We start from the raw sequence: 24,146 nt of genomic DNA on the forward strand, positions 1-24,146 counted from the left end.
GGGGAACTGCCCTTAAGTTTTGATAAAGTAAAAGAGTCCAAAAGGCAAATAATGGGATAATTGCACAACGAAAACTTGTATTTTTTCAAGTACAAGACATGAAAAGAAATTTGACAATTGAATATAATAGTGATATATATATTTCAACCACTTTCAATTGGTATCTGTTGGACGGTTCCTTCCTGTAACCTGACAGGACAGGGATGTCACAAAAAAGGAGTTTTGACTATGAAAGAAAAGAAAATCATGTTACCGACAATGGCTGAGGCAAAGAGGTTCGTTGATGAAGCTACGAAGTGTGACTTTGATATTGATGTATTCTATAATCGTGTAACCATTGATGCAAAGTCCATTCTCGGGGTGCTGAGCCTGGACCTGACCCGGATTCTGACCGTTCAGTTTAACGGTGAGAACCAGGGATTTGAGGAGTATCTGGAAACTATTTCCCCGGAAGCCAATGCAAGCGCTGCCTGATAGGGGCGCGGATTAAGAGGCGGATTGCGAACACCTGTTTGCAATCCGCCTCTTTTTATGGTATGATATCCTATATTATATATGGAGTGGACAGGGGAGGAAGAAAGAGTTGGGGAATCATTCGCAGCCCCAGATACGCATTTCGGTGCGGAACCTGGTGGAGTTTGTAATGAGAAGCGGGGATCTGGACAACCGGAGGACAGCTGGGGCCAAGAAGGAGGCCATGCAGGCCGGCAGCAGACTGCACCGGAAGATTCAGAAACGTATGGGAACCTCCTACCGTTCCGAGGTGATGCTGCGGCATCAGGTACAGGAGGACATGTTTGATATCCTGGTGGAGGGAAGAGCGGACGGAATCATCACCGAGCCTGCCGGAGTCACCATTGATGAGATTAAGTGCATCTATATGGATGTATCCAGGCTGGAAGAACCGGATCCGGTCCATCTGGCCCAGGCTCTGTGCTATGGCTGGTTTTACAGCACCCAGAATGAGCTGGAAACCATCGGCATCCAGATTACCTACTGTAACATAGAGACAGAAGAAATCCGCCGGTTTAAGGAGGCCAGGAGCTTTGAGGAGCTGAAGGCATGGTTTGAGGGGCTGATTCATGAGTATGTCAAATGGGCCAGATATCTGTACCACCATGGGATCCGCCGCCAGGAGTGCTTAAAGGAACTGCCTTTTCCTTATCCCTACAGGGAAGGGCAGAAGGAGCTGGCCGGGAATGTGTACCGCTCCATTGCCAGAAAACGCAACCTGTTCATCCAGGCGCCTACCGGGGTGGGAAAGACCCTGTCCACCATCTACCCCAGTCTGAAGGCCATGGGCGAGGGCCACGGAGAGAAGCTGTTTTACCTGACTGCCAAGACCATTACCAGGAGCGTGGCGGAGGAAGCCTTTTCCATTTTAAGGCGGGAGGGGAATCTCTATTTTAATACGGTTACCATCACAGCAAAGGAAAAGCTCTGCGTCATGGAAAAGCCGGACTGCAATCCTCAGGCATGTCCCAGGGCCAAGGGCCACTACGACCGGGTCAATGACGCTGTCTACGAAATCATCCAGGAGGTGGACGGCATCACCAGGGACAAGGTGCTGGAGTATGCCGAAAGATTTGAGATATGTCCCTTTGAATTCTGTCTGGATATCAGCAACTGGGTGGACGGCATCATATGCGATTACAATTATGTCTTTGATCCCAATGTAAAGCTGAAGCGGTATTTTGACCAGGGGGAGCCGGGCCAGGGGTACCTGTTTCTGGTGGATGAGGCCCATAATCTGGTGCCCAGGGCCAGGGAGATGTACAGCGCCAGCCTTATAAAGGAGGATGTGCTTCTGACAAAACGCATTTTAAAGACACAGCCCGGAGCGGCAAAGGTCATTGCCCAGCTGGATAAGTGCAACCAGCGGTTCCTGGAATTAAAGCGTTCCTACGGCGGGGATGAGGGAGAGCGCAGGACCGTGCTGGGGAGCACCTACGAGCTGCTGCCGGATGTGAATGTTCTGGCCCTGAACCTGATGACCATGTTCGGGGAGCTGGAAACCTTTATGAATGAAAACATAGAATTTCCCGACCGGGACCTGGTGCTGGAGTTCTACTTTGCAGTCCGGGATTTTCTGTATGTGTATGACAGGCTGGACGAGAGCTACAGGATATATGACCAGATTCTCGCGGACGGCAGTTTTATGGTAAAGCTGCTGTGCATTAACCCGGCCGTGAACCTGAAGGAGTGCCTGGACAAGGGCGTCAGCACCCTGTTTTTCTCGGCCACCCTGCTACCCATCCAGTACTATAAGGAACTTTTAAGCGGCAGCCAGGAGGAATACGCTGTCTATGCAAAGTCTCCTTTTCCAGAGGAAAACCGCATGGTGCTGGCTGCCAGTGATGTCAGCAGCCGTTACAGCCGCAGGGGGCCTTCCGAGTATGAGAAGATTGTGGACTATATATGCCGGGTGGTGGAGGGAAAAAAAGGAAATTATATGGTATTCTGTCCTTCCTACCAGTATCTCCATGCCATAGAGGATATTCTGGCTGCCAGGGAGGCATCGGGAGCCCTTTCTTTTATCTGGAACGCCCAGACAAACCATATGACTGAGGAGGACAGAGAGACATTTCTGCATAGCTTTGAGGAGGAGCGGGATTGCTCCATGGCAGCCTTATGCGTCATGGGAGGGATATTTTCGGAGGGAATCGACCTAAAAGAAGAGCGCCTTATCGGCGCTGTGATCATTGGAACCGGTCTGCCCCAGGTGAACACGGAGCAGGAGATTCTAAAGGAATATTTTGATGAACATGGGGAACACGGCTTTGACTACGCATACCAGTATCCGGGTATGAACAAGGTGATGCAGGCAGCCGGCCGGGTCATAAGGACTGTCCATGACAGGGGAATCATCGCCCTGTTAGACGACCGGTTCCTCCGCCCGGAGTACGTGGCCCTGTTCCCAAGGGAATGGGGGACCTACACCGTGGTCAACCGGTACAACGTGGACCAGGCTGTGAGGGCGTTTTGGGACGGGGCGGTATAGCCGGCCTTGGCGGTATCCCTGCGGACCATGGCAGACGGCTGTTTCCTATAACATATCCATGAACTGTCTGGCTGCCTGGGATACGGGAAGACTTTCATTATAGGCCACCATCATCTGGCGGGAGGGGAGCTGTTCCTTCAAATCCAGGATGAACAGGTCCTCGTCATTTTTAGGGATGCAAAAGTCAGGGACAAAGGCAATTCCCAGGCCAATGCGGGCCAGGTCGATGAGCAGGTCGTTGCTGGACAATTCGATTTCCGGCACCAGGTCCAGCTGGCTTTTCTGGAATACCTGATGAAGGAATTCGCTGGTGGTGCTCTTGCGGTCCAGCATCATAATGGGATATCGCAGCAGCTCCTCCAGGGCCAGTTTAGATCCCTTCAGGGGAAATGCGCTGCGGCTGGCCACGAACACATCATGGAATTCATTGATAACCCTGGTATTCATGCTGCCGGCCAGGGCGGAATTAGGATAGTTTGCAATGATGAAGTCGGCCTGCCCGTTTTCCAGGAACCTTGCACATTCAATGGAGGTCTGGTTAATGACCTTGATATGGATGTTTGGAAATTCCTTGTGGAAGCGGTTCAGATAGGGGACCAGGTAGTAACGGCATATGGTGTCGCTGGCTCCGATGCGCAGCTGTCCGCCGTTTAGGGTATGGGCCTCCAGCAGCTGGTTCTCTCCCTTTTTTATGAGATTCATGGCAGGTTCAATATGTTTTAACAGAATCTCCCCTTCCGGGGTGAGCTGTACTTTTTTTGTGCTTCGGATGAACAGGGGCTGGTTAAGCTTTTTCTCCAGGACTTTAATGGACTGGCTTACGGCAGACTGGGAGATAAAGAGCTGCTTGGAAGCCTCGGAAAAGCTCAGCGTCACCGCTACATGGTAAAATACCTTATAAAGTTCATAGTTAATATCCATTATTAAGTCCTCCTTATAAACTAAGCATATCTTATCACGATTGCCGGGACTTTGTAAAGAGGGAAACTTGACTTATGGTCTGCCATGGATTATCCTATTAAGGATTATAAAAGGAACATGAAATTCTGGAGAGTTGAAAGGATAGAAGCATGATGGAACACGATTTTTTTGATATGTATTTGGAAGAGATGAGAAGCATTACACCGCTTGAAAGGGATGAAATGGTTTCTGTCCTTGAGGGAACAGCCAGGGGCGACGCAGGGGCCCGCAGCCGCCTGGTGGAGGGCTGCCTGGGGAAAGTGCTGGAGATGGTGAGGGAATACGGGGACAGCGAGCTTCCCTTATCAGATTTGGTCCAGGAGGCCAATACAGCCCTGATGCTGGCCGCCATAGAGTACGATGGCAGCGAACCCTGGAATGAACTTATGACACGCCGGGTAAAGGAAAGCGTGGAGCTGGCCCTGGAGGAGCAGAGAACGGAGAACCAGATTGAGGAAACCATGGCTGCCAGGGTCAATGTGCTTCAGACCGTGTCCCAGGTGCTGGCAAAGGAGCTTGGCAGGGAGGCGACCCTGGAGGAGCTTTCCGCTAAAATGAAGATGAGTGAGGATGAGGTCAGGGACATCATGAAGCTGGCCCTGGATGCGCTGACCGTCAATGGAGAAGGCCAGGCGGCGGCTTCCGGCCAGGATGAGGAAGAAAGCCCAAATCCTGTGAGAAACGGCTGGAATTTGGAGGAAGGCCTGTAGGACGCAGGACGGCAGGAGGTAAAAACAGATGAAACTCTATATCATACGCCATGGACAGACCGACTGGAATGTACAGGGAAGGATACAGGGAAGGCAGGATATCCCGTTAAACGCAGCCGGCCGCAGCCAGGCTCAGATGCTGGCAAAGGGAATGGAGAAACGGCCTGTGACAGCCATTTACTCCAGCCCCCAGCTGCGGGCCATGGAGACTGCAATGGCCCTTGCCGGGAACCAGGGGGTGGAGGTCATACCCCTGCCGGAGCTGGTGGAGATTGGATACGGCGACTGGGAGGGAAGGACTGCTTCGGATATATTGACAAAGGAACGAAAGCTGTATGAAGAATGGTGGCAGCATCCGGCCACGGTGGCGCCTCCCGGCGGAGAGACACTGAACCAGGTGGATGCCAGGTGCAAAAAAGCCTGGGAGCGGATAAAGGGGGAGATAAAAGGGGACACGGCTGTGGTGGCCCACGGGGGAACGCTGGCCCATTTTATTGTCCATCTTCTGGAGGGCCAGCCGGATGCAGCTGAAATTGTTGTGGGAAATGCCAGCATCACCACCATAGAGTATGACCCGGTTACCGGACAGTGCAGTCTGGAAGGGTTAAATGACTGCAGCCATTTATTGTGAAAACATTGACATAATTTTTAGGGGAACAATGTTCAAAACACTTGCGTTCCATGGGGGAATATATTAAAATGAGAGCAGTTTTGTAAGCGCTTACAATTTAAAAGGAGGTATTTCTATGACAGAGGTAAGAGGTAATGTAATCGTAGGGCAGTCCGGCGGCCCCACCGCGGTGATTAATTCCAGCCTGGCCGGCGTGTTTAAGACAGCCAAGGACAGGGGAGCCAGGAAGGTATACGGCATGCTTCATGGCATACAGGGACTTCTGCAGGAGCGGTATGTGGATCTGGAGGAGCACATCAAGTCTGATCTGGATATTGAGCTTTTGAAGAGAACGCCCTCCGCGTATCTGGGTTCCTGCCGTTTCAAGCTGCCGGAGATATGTGACGACCGGGAGATATATGATAAGATATTCTCCATCCTGGACAAGCTGGAGGTGGAATACTTCTTCTATATCGGCGGCAATGATTCCATGGACACCATCAAGAAGCTTTCTGACTATTCCCTGTTAAACGGCAGTAAGATTCGCTTCATGGGCGTGCCCAAGACCATTGACAATGACCTGGCAGCCACGGACCATACCCCGGGATACGGAAGCGCGGCCAAGTATATCGGCGCTATTACAAAAGAGGTTATCCGGGACGGCCTTGTATATGACCAGCAGAACGTGACCATCCTGGAGATCATGGGCCGGAACGCGGGCTGGCTCACAGGGGCTGCTGCCCTGGCAAAGGGAGAGGACTGCGAGGGGCCGGACATGCTGTTCCTTCCCGAGGTAACCTTTGACGTGGATTCCTTTATGAAGAAGGTGGAGGAGCTCCATAAGAAGAAAGCATCGGTGGTGGTGGCTGTATCCGAGGGCGTGAAGCTGGCAGACGGCCGGTATGTGTGCGAGCTGACAGACGGCATTGAGTTTGTGGACGCGTTCGGACATAAGCAGCTTACCGGCACAGCCCGGTTCCTGGCAGAAAAAGTCAACCGGGAAGTGGGATGCAAGACAAGGGCCATTGAGTTCAATTCCCTTCAGCGCTGCGCCTCCCATATCGTGTCAAGGGTGGATATTACGGAAGCCTTCCAGGTAGGCGGTGCTGCCGTGAAGGAGGCATTTGAGGGCGAGACCGGCAAGATGGTTATTCTCAAGAGGGTGTCCGACGATCCTTACGTCTGTGTAACGGATATATACGATGTACATAAGGTGGCCAACGTGGAGAAAAAGGTTCCCAGAGAGTGGATTAATGAGGCGGGGGATTATGTGACCGAGGAATTTGTGAACTATATCCGTCCATTGATTCAGGCGGAGCTGACGCCCATTATGACGGATGGCCTGCCACGGCATTTGTATTATACGGATGTGGAGAGAAAGTAGGGATTAGAAGTCTGAGCTGAGGGGGAATGGGGGAAGAGTACGTTCATGAAGAGGCGGGGGGCAGTGCCTGCGCCGTCCCCCGTCTCTCCGGGGACTGGGGAGTTGGCCGCCGGCAGCCGGGCTGATAGGGAGCGGCTGCCGGCAGCGGAATCATCAGTGGTATAGCTTCTTATGTTCATATACCGGCTCAGACGTTAGCTGGACGCCCAGCTTGCTGAATACCTTAATATCTACGTCGGACAACATGACGGATGTGTGGACCTGGCAGCCCCGGAGTTTCGGAAGCTGTGCCAGGGCTTTTTTTGCGGTTTCATCCGTGGCCGCGCTCATGCTCAGGGCAATGAGTACCTCGTCGGTGTGGAGGCGGGGGTTTTTGCTTCCCATGTATTGGGTCTTTAGGGTCTGGATGGGCTCAATAGCCGATGGGGCAATAAGGTGTATATTGTGGGGGATGTCTCCCAGGACCTTAATGGCGTTTAACAGGAGAGCGGCAGAGGCTCCCAACAGGCTGCTGGTCTTGCCTGTGACAATGGTGCCGTCATTTAATTCCATGGCTGCTGCCGGGCCGCCGGATACCTTGGCCCGCTCCAGACAGGGCGCAATCACCCCGCGCATGGTGGAGTCAATTTTTGCCTTATTCATTAAAAGGTTGATTTTATAAACTTCGTCGGAAGTCCCTTCCTCCTTGGCCAGACGGTTGAGGGCATGGTAGTAGCGGCGAATGATTTCCTGTTTGGATGCTTCGCAGCAGGCTTCGTCGTCCATGATGCAGAAGCCGGCCATGTTCACACCCATGTCTGTGGGAGATTTGTAGGGGCTTTCTCCGTATATGCCTTCAAAGATGGCGTTTAATACAGGGAAAATGTCCACATCCCGGTTGTAGTTCACCGTGGTTATGCCGTAGGCTTCCAGGTGGTAGGGGTCTATCATATTCACATCGTTTAAATCAGCGGTGGCTGCCTCGTAGGCCAGGTTTACCGGATGCTTTAAAGGAAGATTCCAGATGGGGAAAGTCTCAAATTTGGCGTAGCCGGCCTTGATGCCGCGTTTGTTCTCATGGTACAGCTGGGAGAGACAGGTGGCCATCTTGCCGCTGCCCGGACCCGGAGCCGTGATGATTACCAGGGGGCGGGTGGTCTCAATGTAATCGTTCTTGCCGTAGCCTTCGTCGCTGACAATGAGGGGCACATTGCTGGGGTAGCCTTCGATACAGTAATGGCGGTATACTTTGATGTCACGGTGCTCCAGCTTGGTTTTGAACTGGTCGGCGCCGCTCTGGCCGCTGTACTGGGTGATGACAACGCTTCCCACATAGAGGCCCTTGTCACGGAACTCCTGTATCAGGCGGAGTACATCCTCGTCGTAAGTGATGCCCAGGTCGTGGCGGACCTTGTTCTTTTCAATGTCAGCCGCATTGATGGCAATGAGGATTTCGGCCTGGTCAGCCATTTGAAGGAGCATACGAAGCTTGCTGTCCGGTGCAAAGCCGGGCAGGACCCTGGAGGCGTGGTAGTCGTCAAAAAGCTTTCCTCCGAATTCCAGATACAGCTTGTCTCCGAATTCCCCAATACGCTGTTTGATGTGTTCTGACTGCATGGTTAGGTATTTTTCATTATCAAATCCGATTTTCATTTCTTCTGTAATCTCCCGGTTTTTTATAATCACATACTTTTTTAGTATAGCACAACTTTCAGGCCTTCGCTACAAGGAGTTTTGAGGGGATTATTTGAATATTTATAAGTGATGAATATATCAATGATTAAATATATTAATTTTACTAATTTATTATTTTTGTGTTATGATAGGAACAGATAAAAGGGCAAGGGTCCTTTTTGTGTTGTGTATTAATGAAAAGGTCATGATGAGAGCAGGAGGTTGCTAAATGAGCGTAAGACGAATATTTGTGGAGAAGAAGCCAGCTTATGCAGTAAAGGCAGGGGAGCTTCGTGAAGAACTGGAAAATTATCTGGGCATCCATAATGTGAAAAATGTGCGGGTTTTAATCCGCTATGATATTGAGAATTTGTCAGAGGAGACCTATAAAAAGGCGCTGGTGACCATTTTCTCAGAACCGCCGGTGGACTTGGTTTACGAGGAAGAATTTACCAGGAATCCGGGAGACCTGGTGTTTTCCGTGGAATATCTGCCGGGACAGTTTGACCAGAGGGCGGATTCGGCAGAGCAGTGCGTGAAGCTTCTGAAGGAGGATGAGGAGCCGGTTATCCGGTCCGCCACCACCTATGTGGTTACGGCGCCCCTGACCGCAGAACAGGAGGAGGCGATCAAGAGCTTCTGCATCAATCCGGTGGACAGCCGTCAGGCGGATGAGGAGAAGCCGGAAACCCTGGTGACGGAATTCGAGGTTCCGGAGGATATACTGTATTTTGATGGATTTGCGGATTCTTCAGAGGAGGAGCTGAAAGCTCTTTACGGCACCCTGAACCTGGCCATGACCTTTAAGGACTTCCTTCATATCCAGAATTATTATAAGAAGGAAGAGCACAGGGATCCGTCTGTGACGGAGATCCGTGTGCTGGATACCTATTGGTCGGATCACTGCCGCCATACCACCTTTTCCACAGAGCTTAAAAATGTAAGCTTTACGGACGGCGATTACAGAGAGCCCATGGAGGAAACCTATAAGCAGTACCTGGCTGACCGGGAAGTGATTTATAAGGGAAGGGACGATAAGTACGTGTGCCTTATGGACCTGGCTCTTATGGCTATGAAGAAGCTGAGGAGCGAGGGAAAGCTTCAGGACATGGAAGTTTCTGATGAAATCAATGCATGCAGCATCGTGGTTCCGGTGGAGATTGACGGTGCGACAGAAGAGTGGCTGGTGAATTTTAAGAATGAGACACACAACCATCCCACAGAGATTGAGCCTTTCGGCGGCGCTGCCACCTGTCTGGGAGGAGCGATCCGCGATCCGCTGTCAGGGCGTACCTATGTGTACCAGGCTATGCGCGTTACCGGCGCGGCCGATCCCACCAGGCCTCTTGGGGAGACGCTTAAAGGCAAGCTGCCCCAGAGAAAGATTGTTAACAGCGCAGCCCAGGGATATTCCTCCTACGGCAACCAGATTGGTCTGGCAACCGGTTATGTGAAGGAGATCTATCATCCCGGCTATGTTGCAAAGAGAATGGAAATCGGCGCTGTTATGGGCGCTGCTCCCAGAAAGGATGTTATCCGCGAGACCTCTGATCCGGGGGATATCATCATTCTTTTGGGCGGGCGTACGGGCCGCGACGGAATCGGCGGCGCTACCGGTTCTTCCAAGGTTCACACCACTTCCTCCATCGAGGTATGCGGGGCTGAGGTACAGAAGGGAAATGCGCCCACGGAGCGCAAGATTCAGAGGATGTTCCGCAGGCCTGAGGTCAGCAGAATCATCAAGAAGTGCAATGACTTCGGCGCAGGCGGCGTATCAGTAGCCATCGGAGAGCTGGCTGCCGGCCTTAAGATTGATTTGGACAAGGTTCCCAAAAAATATGCGGGCCTGGACGGCACGGAGATCGCCATTTCCGAGTCCCAGGAGCGTATGGCAGTGGTGGTGGATCCAAAGGATGTGGACCAGTTCCTTGGGTATGCTGCAGAGGAAAACCTGGAGGCAGTGACCGTGGCAGTGGTGACAGAGGAGCCAAGGCTTAAGATGGACTGGCGCGGCAAGACCATTGTGGATCTGAGCAGGGCCTTCTTGGACACCAACGGGGCACATCAGGAGGCGGACGTGACCCTGGAGGTTCCAGGCCGGGCAGGCAACCTGTTTGATAAGGCAGATGTGGCTGACGTCAGGGAAAAATGGCTGGGCATGCTTTCCGATCTGAACGTGTGCTCCCAGAAGGGGCTGGTGGAGCGTTTTGACGGCTCCATCGGTGCAGGCTCCGTGTTCATGCCTTACGGCGGCAGGTATCAGCTGACCGAGACCCAGGCTATGGTGGCTAAACTTCCCGTGCTGAAGGGACATACAGATACTGTTACCATGATGAGTTACGGCTTTGACCCAAGGCTTTCCAGCTGGAGCCCATACCACGGCGCGGTGTACGCAGTGGTTTCCTCCGTTGCAAAGATCGTGGCGGCCGGCGGCGATTACAGCAGGATTCGTTTCACCTTCCAGGAGTATTTCCGCAGGATGAACGAGAACCCATCCAGGTGGAGCCAGCCCTTCTCCGCACTTCTGGGCGCCTACAGCGCACAGCTGGGCTTTGGCCTGCCCTCCATCGGAGGTAAGGACAGCATGTCAGGCACCTTTGACACGGAGGACGGTGAAATCAATGTTCCGCCGACCCTGGTTTCCTTTGCCGTGGATGTGAACAGCCATAAGAATGTGATTACCCCTGAGTTCAAGCGTCCAGGCAGTAAGATTGTTGTGTTCCGGATTGCAAAGAATCAATATGACCTGCCGGACTACAGCCAGGTTATGGACGGGTATGGAAAGATATTTGAAGATATAAAGGCAGGCCGCATTATATCCGCCTATGCTGTGGAGGGCAATGGCCTTGCAGAGGCAGTGAGCAAGATGGCATTCGGCAATAAGCTGGGTGTGAAGATTGAGCACAATGTGGACCCAAGGGATTTCTTTGCCGCTGCATGGGGCGATATCGTGTGCGAGGTGCCGGATGGAATGGTGGGACAGCTGTCCATATCCTATACCGTCATCGGTGAGGTGACCGACAGAGGTGCATTTGAGTACGGAAACGTTACCATTTCCATGGAAGAGGCATTAGACGCGTGGATGACTCCCCTGGAGGACGTGTTCCCAACTGCCGCAGGCAGGGAGGCAAGAGGAGAAGCGGCTGCGCTGGAAGAGAAGCTGTATCACAGCGGCGCAGTGTATGTGTGCGACCATAAAATCGGACAGCCAACCGTATTTATTCCGGTATTCCCGGGAACCAACTGCGAGTATGACAGTGCCAGGGCCTTTGAGCGGGCGGGAGCAAAGGTGGTTACCAGGGTGCTGCGCAACATGAGCGCCGAAGATATCCGCCAGTCTGTGGACGAATACAGGAGAGAGATTGCAAAGGCCCAGATCGTCATGTTCCCGGGCGGATTCTCAGCAGGCGATGAGCCGGAGGGCTCTGCCAAGTTCTTTGCCACTGTATTCCGCAATGCAGTGATGAAGGAAGAAATTGAGAAGCTTCTGGGTGAGAGAGACGGACTGATGCTGGGCATCTGCAACGGCTTCCAGGCCCTGATTAAGCTGGGCCTCCTGCCGGAGGGTGAAATCAAGGAGCAGGGACCGGAGTCACCTACCCTTGCCATGAATACCATTGGCCGCCATGTCTCCAAGATGGTATATACCAAGGTGGTATCCGATAAATCCCCATGGCTGGCCGGGGCCGGACTGGGCAGCGTATACTGCAATCCGGCATCCCACGGAGAGGGCCGTTTCGTTGCCAATGAATCATGGCTTCACAGGCTCTTTGCCAATGGACAGGTGGCAACCCAGTATGTGGACGACCAGGGTAGATGCACCATGGACGAGTACTGGAATCCCAATGGCTCTTATATGGCCATCGAGGGCATCACCAGCCCCGATGGAAGGATTCTGGGCAAAATGGCCCATTCCGAGCGCCGAGGCGAGGCAGTTGCCATGAATATTTACGGAGAGCAGGATATGAAGATATTTGAGTCTGGAGTGAGGTATTTTGGGTTGTAGATGGTTACGCGGACGTGTATAGGCAGTCGCGTCCGTGAGAGGAGGGAACGCAGTACGTCAGGTGACTGTTTCCGCAGTGGGAGAGACTAAGGCCCAAGGGGCGGGAAAACCCAGGGACCGCAAAAATTACGCCGAACTCCTGATGAGTTCGGCTCCATGTTTGCTTTACTCCGGGTGTTGAACACCCTGCGTAACCCTGGCTTTTCCCGCCCCTTGGGCCTAAGTCTCTCCGAACTGCTCCAAAGTCACCTCCCGCCCTGCGTTCCCTCCTCTCACCCACTGCTTTTCAGAACGTCCGCTGTCCTTTCCACGCCAGGGATAGAAAAAAATCTCTGGCTATTGATATTTCGGAGATTCGGAGAAATATTGTCTGGCTGGGATTGACAATTGCACAGATGATCCAGCAAAGGCCGCATTTCAAGATGAAATCAAGATAATGCGGCCTTGTATATTGATTGGTATGCCGGTAGATTCGGCATGCCATTTTTCTTTTTTATGAGTAGGATATAAATGATGCAGATGCGAAGATACGTTGTGGGTGAGCGGGATGGGGGCGGGGGAGGCGGAGGCATCTACAGGAGCGTTGGTATCACTTGGGCTGCGGGAAACGGCTTTAAGATTCAGGTGTACCCTTGTCTGAGCCTGGGAAATGGATTCCAGGCTGAGCCTATAGCGCGAGTTGGGTCGCCTGAATCTTGCTTAAAGCCGTTTTCCGCGGCCTTAGTGATTCCCGCTCCGCAGCCGGCCTCCGCCTCCCCCGCCCCCATCCCGTTCACGGACGGATGCCCCTTCCCCCTTCTGCATCCCTTAAATCCTCTTCTGATACCCAACCCTCAAATCCCCTGCTTCGCTTCCTTCTGTGAGAATCAGGGTGCCGCAGCGGATGTAGCCGCTTTTTGCCAGGGCGCGCTGCATGGCCTGATTGTCAGGATGGGTGTCAATGCGGATATTGCGGATGCCTGATTGGAGGACATACTGTTCTGCCTCTGAAAACAGCCGGGCAGCCAGGCCCCGGCCTTTCAGGGAGTCCTTCACACATACCCGGTGGAATGCATAGTATGGCTCCTGGTTCAGCCAGGCCCCGTCTATGGAGGCATAGCTGGCTTCCGGTCCGGGGACAATGGTAATCATCCCGACCACCTGGCCCATGTCCTCAAGAACATGGAGCTGGGACTGACGAATGGAAGCCTCCATCACCTGGCGGTTGGGCTCCCCCTTCTGCCATTGATCGATATTCCTTGCTTTAAATGATTCCTTGGCCTGGTCCGACATGGCTACAAGCTGGTCCAGATCATCTGTGTCTGCAAAACGATATGTCATAAAAGTCCTCCTGTTATAAGGTGAAGCGTTTTAAAACTTGCTGCCGGCGCATTGATATAGTCATATCCAGTATACCGTTGCCGGCCCTCTGCGTCAATAAAAGCAGGGGAATGAAGCGTACTTTTCCTGTGGATGTTCCGGGGCAGGATGGTATTGCATTTTGCCGGACGGCTGATTATAATTGTGATATCATATGATTTCGCACAGAGGAAAGGAGCTTAAGTAAGATGAACACAGCATTGACAAGGGAGAGGGCCTTGGAGGCCCTGAAAAAATATAACAGGGAGCCATTCCACATCCTCCACGCCCTTACCGTGGAAGGCGTGATGCGCTGGTTTGCCCAGGACCAGGGATATGGGGAGGAGACGGATTTCTGGGGAACCGCCGGCCTGCTGCACGACATTGACTTTGAGATGTACCCGGAGCAGCACTGCGTTAAGGCTCCGGAGCTTCTGAAGGAAGCAGGAGCGGAGGATGAGCTGATTCATGCCGTGTGCAGCCATGGGTACGGTCTTGTCTCAGATGTGAAGCCGGAGCACCAGATGGAAAAAATATTGTTTGCGTCGGACGAGCTTACGGGCCTGATTGGGGCTGCGGCCAGGATGCGTCCGTCCGGGAGCGTAATGGACATGGAGGTGTCCAGCCTTAAGAAGAAGTTTAAGGACAAACGCTTTGCGGCTGGATGTTCCAGGGATGTAATCAGGGAAGGGGCCGAGGAACTGGGCTGGACCCTGGAGGAGCTTATGGATAAGACTATCCAGGCTATGCGCTCCTGTGAGGCCGCCGTTAGCGAGGAGATGAAATTATACGAGGCATAACGCCTTCTTAACTGACTTTTGCTTTGCGATGCCTGCAACTGCCCGTTTATCATTTCGCCCCCTTTCTTTGATTTGTAAAGAAAATTTATATATATATTGTAAAAAGACATGCAGCGATATATACTTGAGGGGAAATGTTGTGTAAATTTTCTGGAATGAGCGGTAAGTGCCTGACTACGGGCGCCTGGCTGCTTATGAGAAGGAGGGAATGTAATGGTTGCTATGTATTTTGTAGGAGCAGGTTCGCTGATGGCGCTGGTGTTCGCAGCCTTCATGTTTGTGCGGGTCAGGAGAGAGCCTGGAGGGAACCCGGAGATGCTCCGCATATCCGGAGCCGTACAAAAGGGCGCCAATGCGTATCTGAGACGTCAATACAAAGGTGTGGGAATATTCTTTGCAGCCGTGTTTGTCATCCTGCTAGTGATGGCATTCTGCGGCTTTTTGAGTTTTTTTACGCCCTTTGCATTCCTGACAGGCGGTTTTTTCTCGGGTCTGTCCGGATTTATCGGCATGCGGACAGCCACCATGGCTAACTGCCGGACCGCCCAGGGAGCGTCCCGGAACCTGAACAAGGGACTGAGGGTGGCATTCTCGGCAGGCTCTGTTATGGGGTTTACCGTGGTGGGCTTGGGCCTTCTGGATTTGACTGTGTGGTATTTCATATTGAACATGGCTTTTGGCGCGCTTCCTGATAGCCAGCGGATTGCCCAGATTACGGCCAACATGCTGACCTTTGGCATGGGCGCTTCCAGTATGGCCCTGTTTGCCAGGGTGGGCGGCGGCATCTTTACCAAGGCGGCTGATGTGGGCGCCGACCTGGTGGGTAAGGTGGAGGCCGGAATCCCTGAGGATGACCCGAGAAACCCGGCTGTCATCGCTGACAATGTGGGTGATAATGTGGGCGATGTGGCTGGTATGGGCGCTGATCTGTACGAGTCCTATGTGGGCTCCATCGTATCCACTGCCGCGCTGGCCGTGGCCGCCGGATACGGGGTAAAGGGCGTGGCTGTTCCCATGATGCTGGCTGCTCTGGGAGTGCTGGCGTCTATCCTGGGAACCTTTTTTGTAAAGACAGAGGAGGACGCGTCACAGAAGAATCTTTTAAAGGCTCTGAGGACGGGAACTTACATCAGCGCGGCGCTGGTGGTGGCGGCGGCCTATGCAGCCATCCGTATTCTGCTTCCGGACCACATGGGTATCTACGCGGCCATACTATCGGGGCTGGCCGCCGGTGTGCTGATTGGAGCTGTCACGGAATACTATACGTCTGATACGTATAATCCCACCAGAAAGCTGGCAGCGTCCAGCCGGACAGGAGGGGCCACAGTCATCATCAGCGGTCTTTCCCTGGGCATGCTGTCCACGGTGGCTCCTGTGGTTATTGTGGGCGTATCGGTCCTGATTAGCTATTACTGCTCAGGCGGCAGTGCTGATTTCAATGCAGGGCTTTACGGTGTGGGCGTGTCCGCAGTGGGCATGCTGTCCACCCTGGGCATTACCCTGGCAACCGATGCTTACGGACCGGTTGCCGATAATGCGGGCGGTATTGCAGAGATGACGCACATGCCGGAGGAGGTGCGTCAGAGAACCGATGCACTGGATTCCCTGGGCAACACCACGGCTGCCACAGGCAAGGGATTTGCCATTGGTTCCGCCGCGCTTACGGCCCTGGCCCTGATAGCGTCCTATATTGATAAGGTGAAGCAGATTGATCCGTCCCTGAGCATGGACCTGTCCATCACCAATCCCACGGTGCTCATTGGCCTTTTTATCGGAGGCATGCTGCCGTTCCTGTTTGCGGCCCTTACCATGGAGGCGGTGGGCGAGGCGGCCCAGTCCATAGTGGTGGAGGTGCGCAGGCAGTTCAGGGAAATAAAGGGACTGATGGAGGGAAAGGCAGAGCCGGACTATGGGGCCTGCGTGGATATGTGTACCATTTCGGCCCAGAGGCTGATGGTTGCCCCGGCCATGGTGGCGGTCATCATACCTGTGGCGGTGGGGCTTCTTCTGGGGCCGGAGGGTGTATCCGGACTGCTGGCAGGCAATACGGTTACGGGGTTTGTGCTGGCTGTTATGATGGCAAATGCCGGAGGAGCCTGGGATAACGCAAAAAAATACATAGAGAGCGGGCAGCTGGGAGGAAAGGGCAGTGAGGAACACAAGGCGGCTGTCATAGGCGATACCGTAGGAGACCCGTTTAAGGACACCTCGGGTCCGTCCATCAACATCCTCATAAAGCTGACCAGTATGGTATCCATTGTGTTTGCCGGGCTTATTGTGGCAGTGCATCTACTGTAAAACCGTGAGACGGCGCATGGACATTCTATGAGAAAAAGTCCGCCATAGAAAAACAAATGTCTCCTGTACGCAAATTTTTTCCTTTAAAAGTATTGACATACATAACAAAGTAAGGTATTATTTGCACTTGTAACGCTATACATATAAAGTGGCATTTATTTTATGAAATACGCTCCATATCCGGCGCATAGAAAGAAACAAGGGAGACAGACAAGATGAAAAAAGTGGTGAAGTTCGGCGGAAGTTCATTGGCCAGTGCAAGACAGTTCAAGAAAGTAGCAGATATCATTAAATCTGATAAGTCCAGAAGATACGTGGTCCCTTCCGCACCAGGCAGGCGAAGCGACAAGGATGAGAAGGTGACGGACCTGCTCTATGCCTGTTACGACGCAGTGGCAGAAGGAAGGTCCTATAAGAAAATCCTGGAAAAGATTAAGAGCAGATATATGGATATCATCGACGGCCTGGATTTGAACCTGAACCTGGACCACGAATTTGACAGGATAGAGGAGAATTTTCTGGCAAAGGCAGGACGGGATTACGCTGCTTCCCGCGGGGAATACCTAAACGGCATCGTGGCAGCCAACTTCCTGGGATTTGAGTTTGTGGATGCGGCGGAGGTCATTTTCTTTGATGAAAACGGAAATTTTGAGTCAGAGCACACCAACCGGGAGCTGTCCGAGCGTCTGGAGCATGTGGAGAAGGCTGTTATCCCTGGTTTTTACGGTTCCAAGCCGGATGGAACCATCAAAACATTTTCCAGAGGCGGTTCCGATGTCACGGGCTCTATCGTGGCCAAGGCCATCCACGCGGATATGTACGAGAATTGGACGGATGTGTCCGGCGTTCTGGTGACAGACCCCAGAATCGTGGAGAATCCGGAAGTTATCGAGACCATTACATACAAGGAACTGAGGGAGCTTTCCTACATGGGAGCCAGCGTCCTTCATGAGGATGCCATTTTCCCGGTGCGCAAGGAGGGCATTCCCATCAATATCAGGAACACCAATCGTCCTGAGGACAAGGGCACTCTTATTGTGGAGAGCACCTGCCGCAAGCCGCGTTACACCATCACCGGAATTGCCGGCAAGAAGGGATTCTGCTCCATCAACATAGAGAAGGCCATGATGAATGCCGAGGTTGGGTTTGGGAGAAAGGTGCTCAGCGTGTTTGAACAGTACGGCATCTCCTTTGAGCACATGCCCTCAGGCATTGATACCATGACTGTCTACGTGCACCAGTCGGAATTTGAGGAGTTTGAGCAGTCTGTCATAGCCGGAATCCACAGGGCTGTGGAGCCGGACACCGTGGAACTGGAGTCGGACCTGGCACTGATTGCAGTGGTGGGACGGGGCATGCGCTCCACCAGAGGAACAGCCGGCCGCATCTTTTCCGCCCTGGCCCATGCAAGGGTCAATGTGAAGATGATCGATCAGGGATCCAGTGAGTGGAACATCATCATCGGTGTGGAGAACGATGATTTTGAGACGGCAATCAGGGCCATCTATGATATATTCGTGATCACGGAACTGTAGGCAGTCTGCTTATGGCATAGTACACAGGAAGCTTCGCGGGGTATGATAGCCCTGCGGGGCTTTTTCTGAGGTGAGCCGGAGCATGCCGCTTCTGCCAGGGCTGCCCCCTGTCCCGGCTGCCCCTGCCCAATTTTTCATTTTATTGTAGTTGAAAGTGTGATATACTGGATAAAATAGTAAACAGGAAGAGAAGGAGGGGTCCAAATGCTTGAAAAGATTGATTTAAGTAAAAAAGTTGACAAGAAGACTTACCGCAGGGTCATGGACGAGGCGGAAGAGAAGCTGGGGCTTTTGCAGAGGGAGTGTAAGGATGCAGGCATTCCGGTCATTCTGGTGTTTGAGGGAATGGGAGCCGCCGGCAAGGGAGTACAGATTAACCGGCTCATACAGGCCCTGGATCCCAGGGGCTTTGACGTTTATGCCTGCGACCGCCCCACGGAGGACGAGCAGATGCGGCCCTTCCTGTGGCGCTATTGGACAAAGACGCCTGCAAAGGGCAGGATCGCTGTCTTTGACCGCTCCTGGTACCGCAGTGTCCAGGTGGACCGTTTTGACGGTCTTACGCGGGAGGACAAGCTTGGGGATGCGTACCAGGATATTCTGTCCTTTGAAAAACAGCTGTGTGATGACGGTACTGTCATCATGAAGTTTTTCCTGTATATCGACAAGGATGAGCAGAAGAAACGTTTTAAGAAGCTGGAGGGGTCCAAGGAGACCTCATGGCGGGTGACGGAGGAGGACTGGAACAGGAATAAGGACTTTGACCGTTATCTGAAGATGAATGAGGAGATGCTGGAGAAAACGGATACAGACTATGCTCCCTGGGTCATCATAGAAGCAGTGGACAAGGATTATGCTGCCCTTAAAATTGTCAGCACGGTTATGGACCGCCTGGAGTATGAGTTGGAGCACCGCAGGCCGGAAGACGAAAAAACGGCGCAAAGGCAGGAATCCAAGACCAGGGAGCGGTTTAAAAACGGCGTGCTGTCCGGAATCGACCTCTCAAAGAGCCTTACGGAGGAGGAGTATAAGACCCGGCTGAAAAAGCTTCAGAAGCGACTGGCAGAGCTTCACAGCGAACTTTACCGCCTCAGAATTCCGGTTGTCATCGGTTTTGAGGGATGGGATGCCGGAGGCAAGGGCGGAGCCATCAAACGACTGACCAGCAATCTGGATCCCAGGGGCTACAGGGTGAATCCAACAGCGGCTCCCAATGACATTGAGAAGGTCCACCACTATCTGTGGCGGTTCTGGAACAGTGTGCCAAAGGCAGGCCATATCGCCATCTTTGACCGCACCTGGTATGGAAGGGTCATGGTGGAGCGGATTGAAGGATTCTGTTCGGAGGCCGAGTGGAGACGGGCCTACCAGGAAATCAACGAGATGGAATCCCATATGGCCAATGCCGGAGCAGTGGTTCTTAAATTCTGGCTCCACATTGACAAGGATGAGCAGGAGCGCAGATTCAGGGAGCGTCAGGCCAATCCTGCCAAGCAGTGGAAGATTACGGATGAGGACTGGCGCAACCGTGAGAAATGGGACCAGTATGAGGAAGCGGTCAACGAGATGCTCATACGTACTTCCACCACCTACGCCCCATGGATTGTGGTGGAGGGCAATGACAAACGATATGCCAGGGTAAAGGTCCTCCAGACTGTGGTGGATGCCCTGGAAAAGAAAGTAAAGGAAGTAAAGACAGACAAATGAGTGAGACGAACCATGTAATTGTAATTGGCGCAGGGGCGGCCGGTATGCTGGCCGCCATAGCTGCCGCCAGGGAAGGCGCTGCCGTGGAGCTGTGGGAGCAGAACGAAAAGCCGGGCAAAAAGCTGTTTATCACAGGCAAAGGCCGGTGCAATGTGACCAATGCCTGCGATATGGAGGAGCTGCTGGGCTCCGTGGTGAGCAATTCCAAATTCCTGTACAGCAGTTTTTACGGTTTTACAAACCAGGACATGATGGATTTGCTGGAACAGGCAGGGCTTCGCCTGAAGGTGGAGCGGGGAAACCGGGTATTTCCCCAGTCCGACAAGTCGTCAGACGTCATCAGCGCCCTGTCCGCCCTTTTAAGGCAGGCAGGAGTCAGGGTGTGCCTGAATCAGAAGGCGGAGGGACTGGCGGTGGAGGAGGGCGTGTGCAAGGGGGTACGGTGCGGCGGCAGGATACAGACAGCCGACCGTGTTATCGTAGCTACCGGAGGTCTGTCCTATCCCACCACCGGCTCCACCGGGGACGGTCTTAAATGGGCTGCGGACAGCGGCCACAGACTTACGGAGCTTTCACCGGCCCTGGTTCCCTTTGAGGTGAAGGAGACAGAGACGGTCAAGGAGCTGCAGGGCCTTTCCCTTAAAAATATAGAGGCAGCTGTCTATGACGGAAAAAAGGAGCTGTACCGGGAGTTTGGGGAAATGCTGTTCACCCATTTCGGGGTCAGCGGCCCTGTGCTCTTAAGCGCCAGCTCCTTCTGCGCCAAGGCCATAAGGAAGAGGCCTTTGCGCCTGGTGATTGACCTGAAGCCGGCCTTGTCATGGGAGCAGCTGGACGAGCGCATCCTCAGGGATTTTTCCGACAGCAGGAACAAGCAGTTTAAGAACGCCCTGAACCACCTCTATCCGTCAAAGCTGATTCCGGTTATCATTGACCGCAGCAGCGTGGACCCGGATAAGAAGGTGAATGAGATCACCAGGGAGGAACGGCGCGGACTGGCAGAGGCAACCAAGGCCCTGGAGTTTACCCTGACCGGCCTCAGAGGCTATAAGGAAGCTATCATAACCCAGGGCGGCATATCGGTAAAGGACGTAAATCCATCCACCATGGAGTCCAAGAAGATTCAGGGCCTGTATTTTGCAGGGGAGATACTGGATTTGGACGCGGTGACCGGCGGCTTTAACCTTCAGATTGCCTGGTCTACGGGCTGGGCGGCCGGAAAGGCTGCGTCGTCATAGCGCCGGGAACAGCGGAGGCTGCCCGCAGGGCGGAATACATGAGTACCATATAGTTACATGAGTTTAATAAAATCATATGAGTACAATCAATTCACATGAAAACAGGACAGGAGAGAATGCAACACATGGAGTATTTCAATATTGCCATTGATGGTCCGGCCGGCGCCGGCAAAAGCACCATCGCAAAGCTGGCTGCCAAAAGGCTGGGGTTTGTATATGTGGATACGGGAGCCATGTACCGTTCCATGGCCCTGTATTTTATCAGGCAGGGTATATCGCCGGAGGATGAGGAGGCCATAGCCGGGGCCTGCGGCCAGGTGGAGGTTACCATCCGCTATGCGGACGGAGTCCAGCAGGTTATTTTAAACGGAGAGGATGTATCGGGACTGATCCGGTCAGAGGAGGTGGGGCGCATGGCTTCCGCCACCTCTGTGTACAGGCCGGTCAGGGAGAAACTGGTCCAGCTCCAGAAGCAGCTGGCCAGGGAGGCAGATGTAATCATGGACGGCCGGGATATCGGCACCTGCGTGCTGCCGGACGCGCCGGCTAAGATTTATCTGACTGCTTCCGTGGAAATCCGCGCCAGACGCCGGTTCAGGGAACTGGAGGAAAAGGGAACAGCCTGCGATATCAGGGAGATTGAGAAGGACATAGAGGAGAGGGATTACCGGGACATGCACCGGGAGAACTCGCCTTTAAGGCAGGCAGAGGACGCTGTGCTCCTGGATTCCTCCCACATGACCATCGAACAGGTGGTGGACTCCATCATACGCATAGCCAGGGAGCGGGGGTATGAGGGATAACCATGGACAGGAAAGTTACAGTTGCAAAGAGCGCCGGCTTCTGTTTTGGCGTGGAACGGGCAGTGGACCAGGTCTATGAACAGATAGAAGCTGTGAAGAACAAAAAGGCATCCGGCCCCATCTACACCTACGGTCCCATTATCCACAATGAGGAAGTGGTCAGGGATTTGTCGGATAAGGGGGTCATGGTCCTGGAGACAGAGGATGAGCTGAGGGCCCTTCCAAGAAACCAGGGAACGGTCATCATCCGCTCCCACGGCGTCAGCAGGCATGTTTATGAGATATTGAAGGAGAGGAATGTGGCTGTGGTGGATGCCACCTGTCCCTTTGTGAAGAAAATCCACCGCATTGTTGCGGAGCACAGCGCGGCCGGGGAGGCGGTGGTAATCATCGGAAGCCCGGACCATCCGGAGGTGGAAGGAATTAAGGGATGGGGGAACGAACATACTACGGTTATAATGGATGGGGAGGGGGTAGATAACTACCGTCTGCCCGAGGGCCGAAAGTTATGTATCGTGTCCCAAACGACATTTAATTACAACAAATTTAAAGAATTAGTTGAAAAATTTTTAAAAAAGGGTTATGATAGTAGTGTTTTAAATACGATTTGCAATGCAACACAGGAAAGACAAGTGGAGGCAGCAAGAATTGCTTCGCAGGTGGACGCTATGATTGTGATTGGCGGCAGGCATTCTTCCAACACCCAGAAGCTTTACGAGATATGCCTCAAGGAGTGTAAAGACACCTTTTACATTCAGACACTCGGCGATTTAGATCCTGACAGTGTATCTTCTGTGCGCAGCGTAGGTATTACAGCTGGGGCATCCACCCCAAGAAAAATTATTGAGGAGGTTCATACCAGAATGGCAGAGCAGAGTTTTGCAGAGTTATTAAAGGAAGAGGAAGAATCAACCAAACCAATACGTACAGGAGAGATAGTCACCGGTCAGGTCATCGAAGTCAGCAAAGATGAGATAATACTGAGTATTGCAGGTAATAAGTCCGAGGGAGTTATCACCCGTGACGAATACAGCAACGACAGCAACGTGGATTTGACCACAAAAGTACAGATTGGTGAAGAGATGGAGGCCAAGGTCATTAAGCTTAATGACGGCGTAGGCATGGTTTCCTTATCCTATAAGCGTATGGCAGCTGACAGAGGCAATAAGCGTCTGGAAGAGGCATTTGAGAACCAGGAGGTTCTGACAGCAAAGGTAGCACAGGTATTAGACGGCGGCTTAAGCGTTGAGGTTGAGGGCGCAAGGGTATTTATCCCGGCCAGCCTTGTATCTGACAGCTATGAGAAGGACCTGTCCAAGTATGCAGGACAGGATATTGATTTTGTTATCACAGAATTCAATCCTAAGAGAAGAAGAATCATCGGCGACAGGAAACAGCTTCTGGTTGCACAGAAGGCGAAGCTGAAAGAAGAACTGTTCGCAAGAATCCAGCCAGGCGATACTGTTGACGGAACCGTTAAGAACGTAACCGACTTCGGCGCATTCATTGATTTGGGCGGTGCAGACGGACTTCTTCATATTTCCGAGATGAGCTGGGGCCGTGTTGAGAATCCTAAGAAGGTATTCAAGGCAGGGGACCAGGTAAGGGTACTGATTAAGGATATCCAGGGAGAGAAAATTGCCCTGAGCCTTAAGTTCCCGGAGGCTAATCCATGGGTCAACGCAGCTGACAAGTATGCGGTTGGCAACGTGGTATACGGCCGTGTGGCACGTATGACTGATTTCGGCGCGTTTGTTGAGCTGGAGCCAGGTGTGGACGCACTGCTTCATGTTTCTCAGATTTCCAGGGAGCATGTTGAAAAGCCTGCTGATGTTTTAAGAATTGGCCAGGAGATTGAGGCAAGAGTGGTAGACTTTAACGAGGCTGACCACAAGATCAGCTTAAGCATCAAGGCTATGCTGGCACCTGCTGCACAGGATGCGGATGTGGCTGACGTGGACATTGATGCCATGTCACAGTACACAGAAGAATAAGATTTGAATTCATGAGGACTGGTTATGGGCTTTGGCCCATAACCGGTTTTTTTGCTGGCTCTTTGTCAATAGTTGGGGTGGGATTTGTTAAAATCCCGCCCCAATTCTA

At 52.8% G+C, this 24,146-nt stretch carries 17 protein-coding genes; 13 read left to right on the forward strand and 4 right to left on the reverse strand.

Features of this window, described 5'->3' with window-relative positions:
- Positions 1 to 228 precede the first annotated feature (228 nt).
- On the forward strand, positions 229 to 474 hold the full coding sequence (locus LI015_RS24150) for an HPr family phosphocarrier protein (RefSeq protein WP_002567259.1): 246 nt from the start codon (positions 229 to 231) through the stop codon (positions 472 to 474).
- A gap of 109 nt (positions 475 to 583) precedes the next feature.
- Positions 584 to 3,001 (forward strand): ATP-dependent DNA helicase, encoded by a 2,418-nt coding sequence (locus LI015_RS24155; protein WP_002573474.1) that lies wholly within the window; start codon positions 584 to 586, stop codon positions 2,999 to 3,001.
- A 45-nt stretch (positions 3,002 to 3,046) separates the two neighbouring features.
- Here LI015_RS24155 and LI015_RS24160 read toward each other — a convergent pair whose 3' ends face one another.
- The gene (locus tag LI015_RS24160; RefSeq protein WP_002567261.1) at positions 3,047 to 3,922 is read right to left on the reverse strand and encodes a LysR family transcriptional regulator; all 876 of its coding nucleotides are present in this window, start codon (positions 3,920 to 3,922) and stop codon (positions 3,047 to 3,049) included.
- Positions 3,923 to 4,074: 152 nt separating this feature from the next.
- Between LI015_RS24160 and LI015_RS24165 the strand changes: the two genes are divergently transcribed.
- From LI015_RS24165 to LI015_RS24175, 3 genes are all read left to right on the forward strand, one after another.
- Positions 4,075 to 4,671: a sigma-70 domain-containing protein gene (locus tag LI015_RS24165; RefSeq protein WP_319638743.1), complete on the forward strand. Its 597-nt coding sequence runs from the start codon at positions 4,075 to 4,077 to the stop codon at positions 4,669 to 4,671.
- A gap of 28 nt (positions 4,672 to 4,699) precedes the next feature.
- The gene (locus LI015_RS24170) at positions 4,700 to 5,302 is read left to right on the forward strand and encodes a histidine phosphatase family protein (RefSeq protein WP_002567263.1); all 603 of its coding nucleotides are present in this window, start codon (positions 4,700 to 4,702) and stop codon (positions 5,300 to 5,302) included.
- Positions 5,303 to 5,417: 115 nt separating this feature from the next.
- Positions 5,418 to 6,665 carry a 6-phosphofructokinase gene (locus LI015_RS24175; protein ID WP_002567264.1) on the forward strand — a complete coding sequence of 416 codons (1,248 nt, stop codon included), beginning with the start codon at positions 5,418 to 5,420 and terminating at the stop codon, positions 6,663 to 6,665.
- A 153-nt stretch (positions 6,666 to 6,818) separates the two neighbouring features.
- Here LI015_RS24175 and LI015_RS24180 read toward each other — a convergent pair whose 3' ends face one another.
- The gene (locus tag LI015_RS24180) at positions 6,819 to 8,297 is read right to left on the reverse strand and encodes a DUF1846 domain-containing protein (RefSeq protein WP_054354197.1); all 1,479 of its coding nucleotides are present in this window, start codon (positions 8,295 to 8,297) and stop codon (positions 6,819 to 6,821) included.
- Between the two features lie 250 nt (positions 8,298 to 8,547).
- Between LI015_RS24180 and LI015_RS24185 the strand changes: the two genes are divergently transcribed.
- Positions 8,548 to 12,324, forward strand: coding sequence for a phosphoribosylformylglycinamidine synthase (locus tag LI015_RS24185; protein WP_227126522.1), 3,777 nt, complete (start codon positions 8,548 to 8,550; stop codon positions 12,322 to 12,324).
- A 620-nt stretch (positions 12,325 to 12,944) separates the two neighbouring features.
- Here the strand turns inward: LI015_RS24185 and LI015_RS24190 are convergent.
- Positions 12,945 to 13,154, reverse strand: a complete 210-nt coding sequence (locus LI015_RS24190; RefSeq protein ID WP_151189883.1) for a hypothetical protein — start codon at positions 13,152 to 13,154, stop codon at positions 12,945 to 12,947.
- Entirely contained in the window at positions 13,132 to 13,644 is a 513-nt protein-coding gene (locus LI015_RS24195) for a GNAT family N-acetyltransferase (RefSeq protein ID WP_227126523.1), read from the reverse strand. Before LI015_RS24195 ends, LI015_RS24190 begins: the two co-directional genes overlap by 23 nt.
- 227 nt (positions 13,645 to 13,871) lie before the next feature.
- Between LI015_RS24195 and LI015_RS24200 the strand changes: the two genes are divergently transcribed.
- From LI015_RS24200 to LI015_RS24230, 7 genes are all read left to right on the forward strand, one after another.
- On the forward strand, positions 13,872 to 14,462 hold the full coding sequence (locus LI015_RS24200) for a hypothetical protein (RefSeq protein WP_002567269.1): 591 nt from the start codon (positions 13,872 to 13,874) through the stop codon (positions 14,460 to 14,462).
- Positions 14,463 to 14,675: 213 nt separating this feature from the next.
- Positions 14,676 to 16,760, forward strand: a complete 2,085-nt coding sequence (locus LI015_RS24205; RefSeq protein WP_227126524.1) for a sodium-translocating pyrophosphatase — start codon at positions 14,676 to 14,678, stop codon at positions 16,758 to 16,760.
- A 215-nt stretch (positions 16,761 to 16,975) separates the two neighbouring features.
- Positions 16,976 to 18,295, forward strand: coding sequence for an aspartate kinase (locus tag LI015_RS24210; protein WP_002567271.1), 1,320 nt, complete (start codon positions 16,976 to 16,978; stop codon positions 18,293 to 18,295).
- A gap of 204 nt (positions 18,296 to 18,499) precedes the next feature.
- Positions 18,500 to 20,002 (forward strand): polyphosphate:AMP phosphotransferase, encoded by a 1,503-nt coding sequence (pap, locus tag LI015_RS24215; protein WP_002567272.1) that lies wholly within the window; start codon positions 18,500 to 18,502, stop codon positions 20,000 to 20,002.
- On the forward strand, positions 19,999 to 21,240 hold the full coding sequence (locus LI015_RS24220; RefSeq protein ID WP_002567273.1) for an NAD(P)/FAD-dependent oxidoreductase: 1,242 nt from the start codon (positions 19,999 to 20,001) through the stop codon (positions 21,238 to 21,240). Before pap ends, LI015_RS24220 begins: the two co-directional genes overlap by 4 nt.
- Positions 21,241 to 21,365: 125 nt before the next feature.
- Entirely contained in the window at positions 21,366 to 22,043 is a 678-nt protein-coding gene (gene cmk, locus LI015_RS24225) for a (d)CMP kinase (RefSeq protein ID WP_002567274.1), read from the forward strand.
- 2 nt (positions 22,044 to 22,045) lie between these two features.
- A complete protein-coding gene (locus LI015_RS24230) occupies positions 22,046 to 24,037 on the forward strand; it encodes a bifunctional 4-hydroxy-3-methylbut-2-enyl diphosphate reductase/30S ribosomal protein S1 (protein WP_119204618.1) in 1,992 nt (663 codons plus the stop codon).
- The last annotated feature ends 109 nt before the right edge of the window (positions 24,038 to 24,146 follow it).

Origin of the sequence: Enterocloster sp. 210928-DFI.2.20, from assembly GCF_020554465.1 — a bacterium.
GTDB lineage: Bacteria > Bacillota > Clostridia > Lachnospirales > Lachnospiraceae > Enterocloster > Enterocloster bolteae.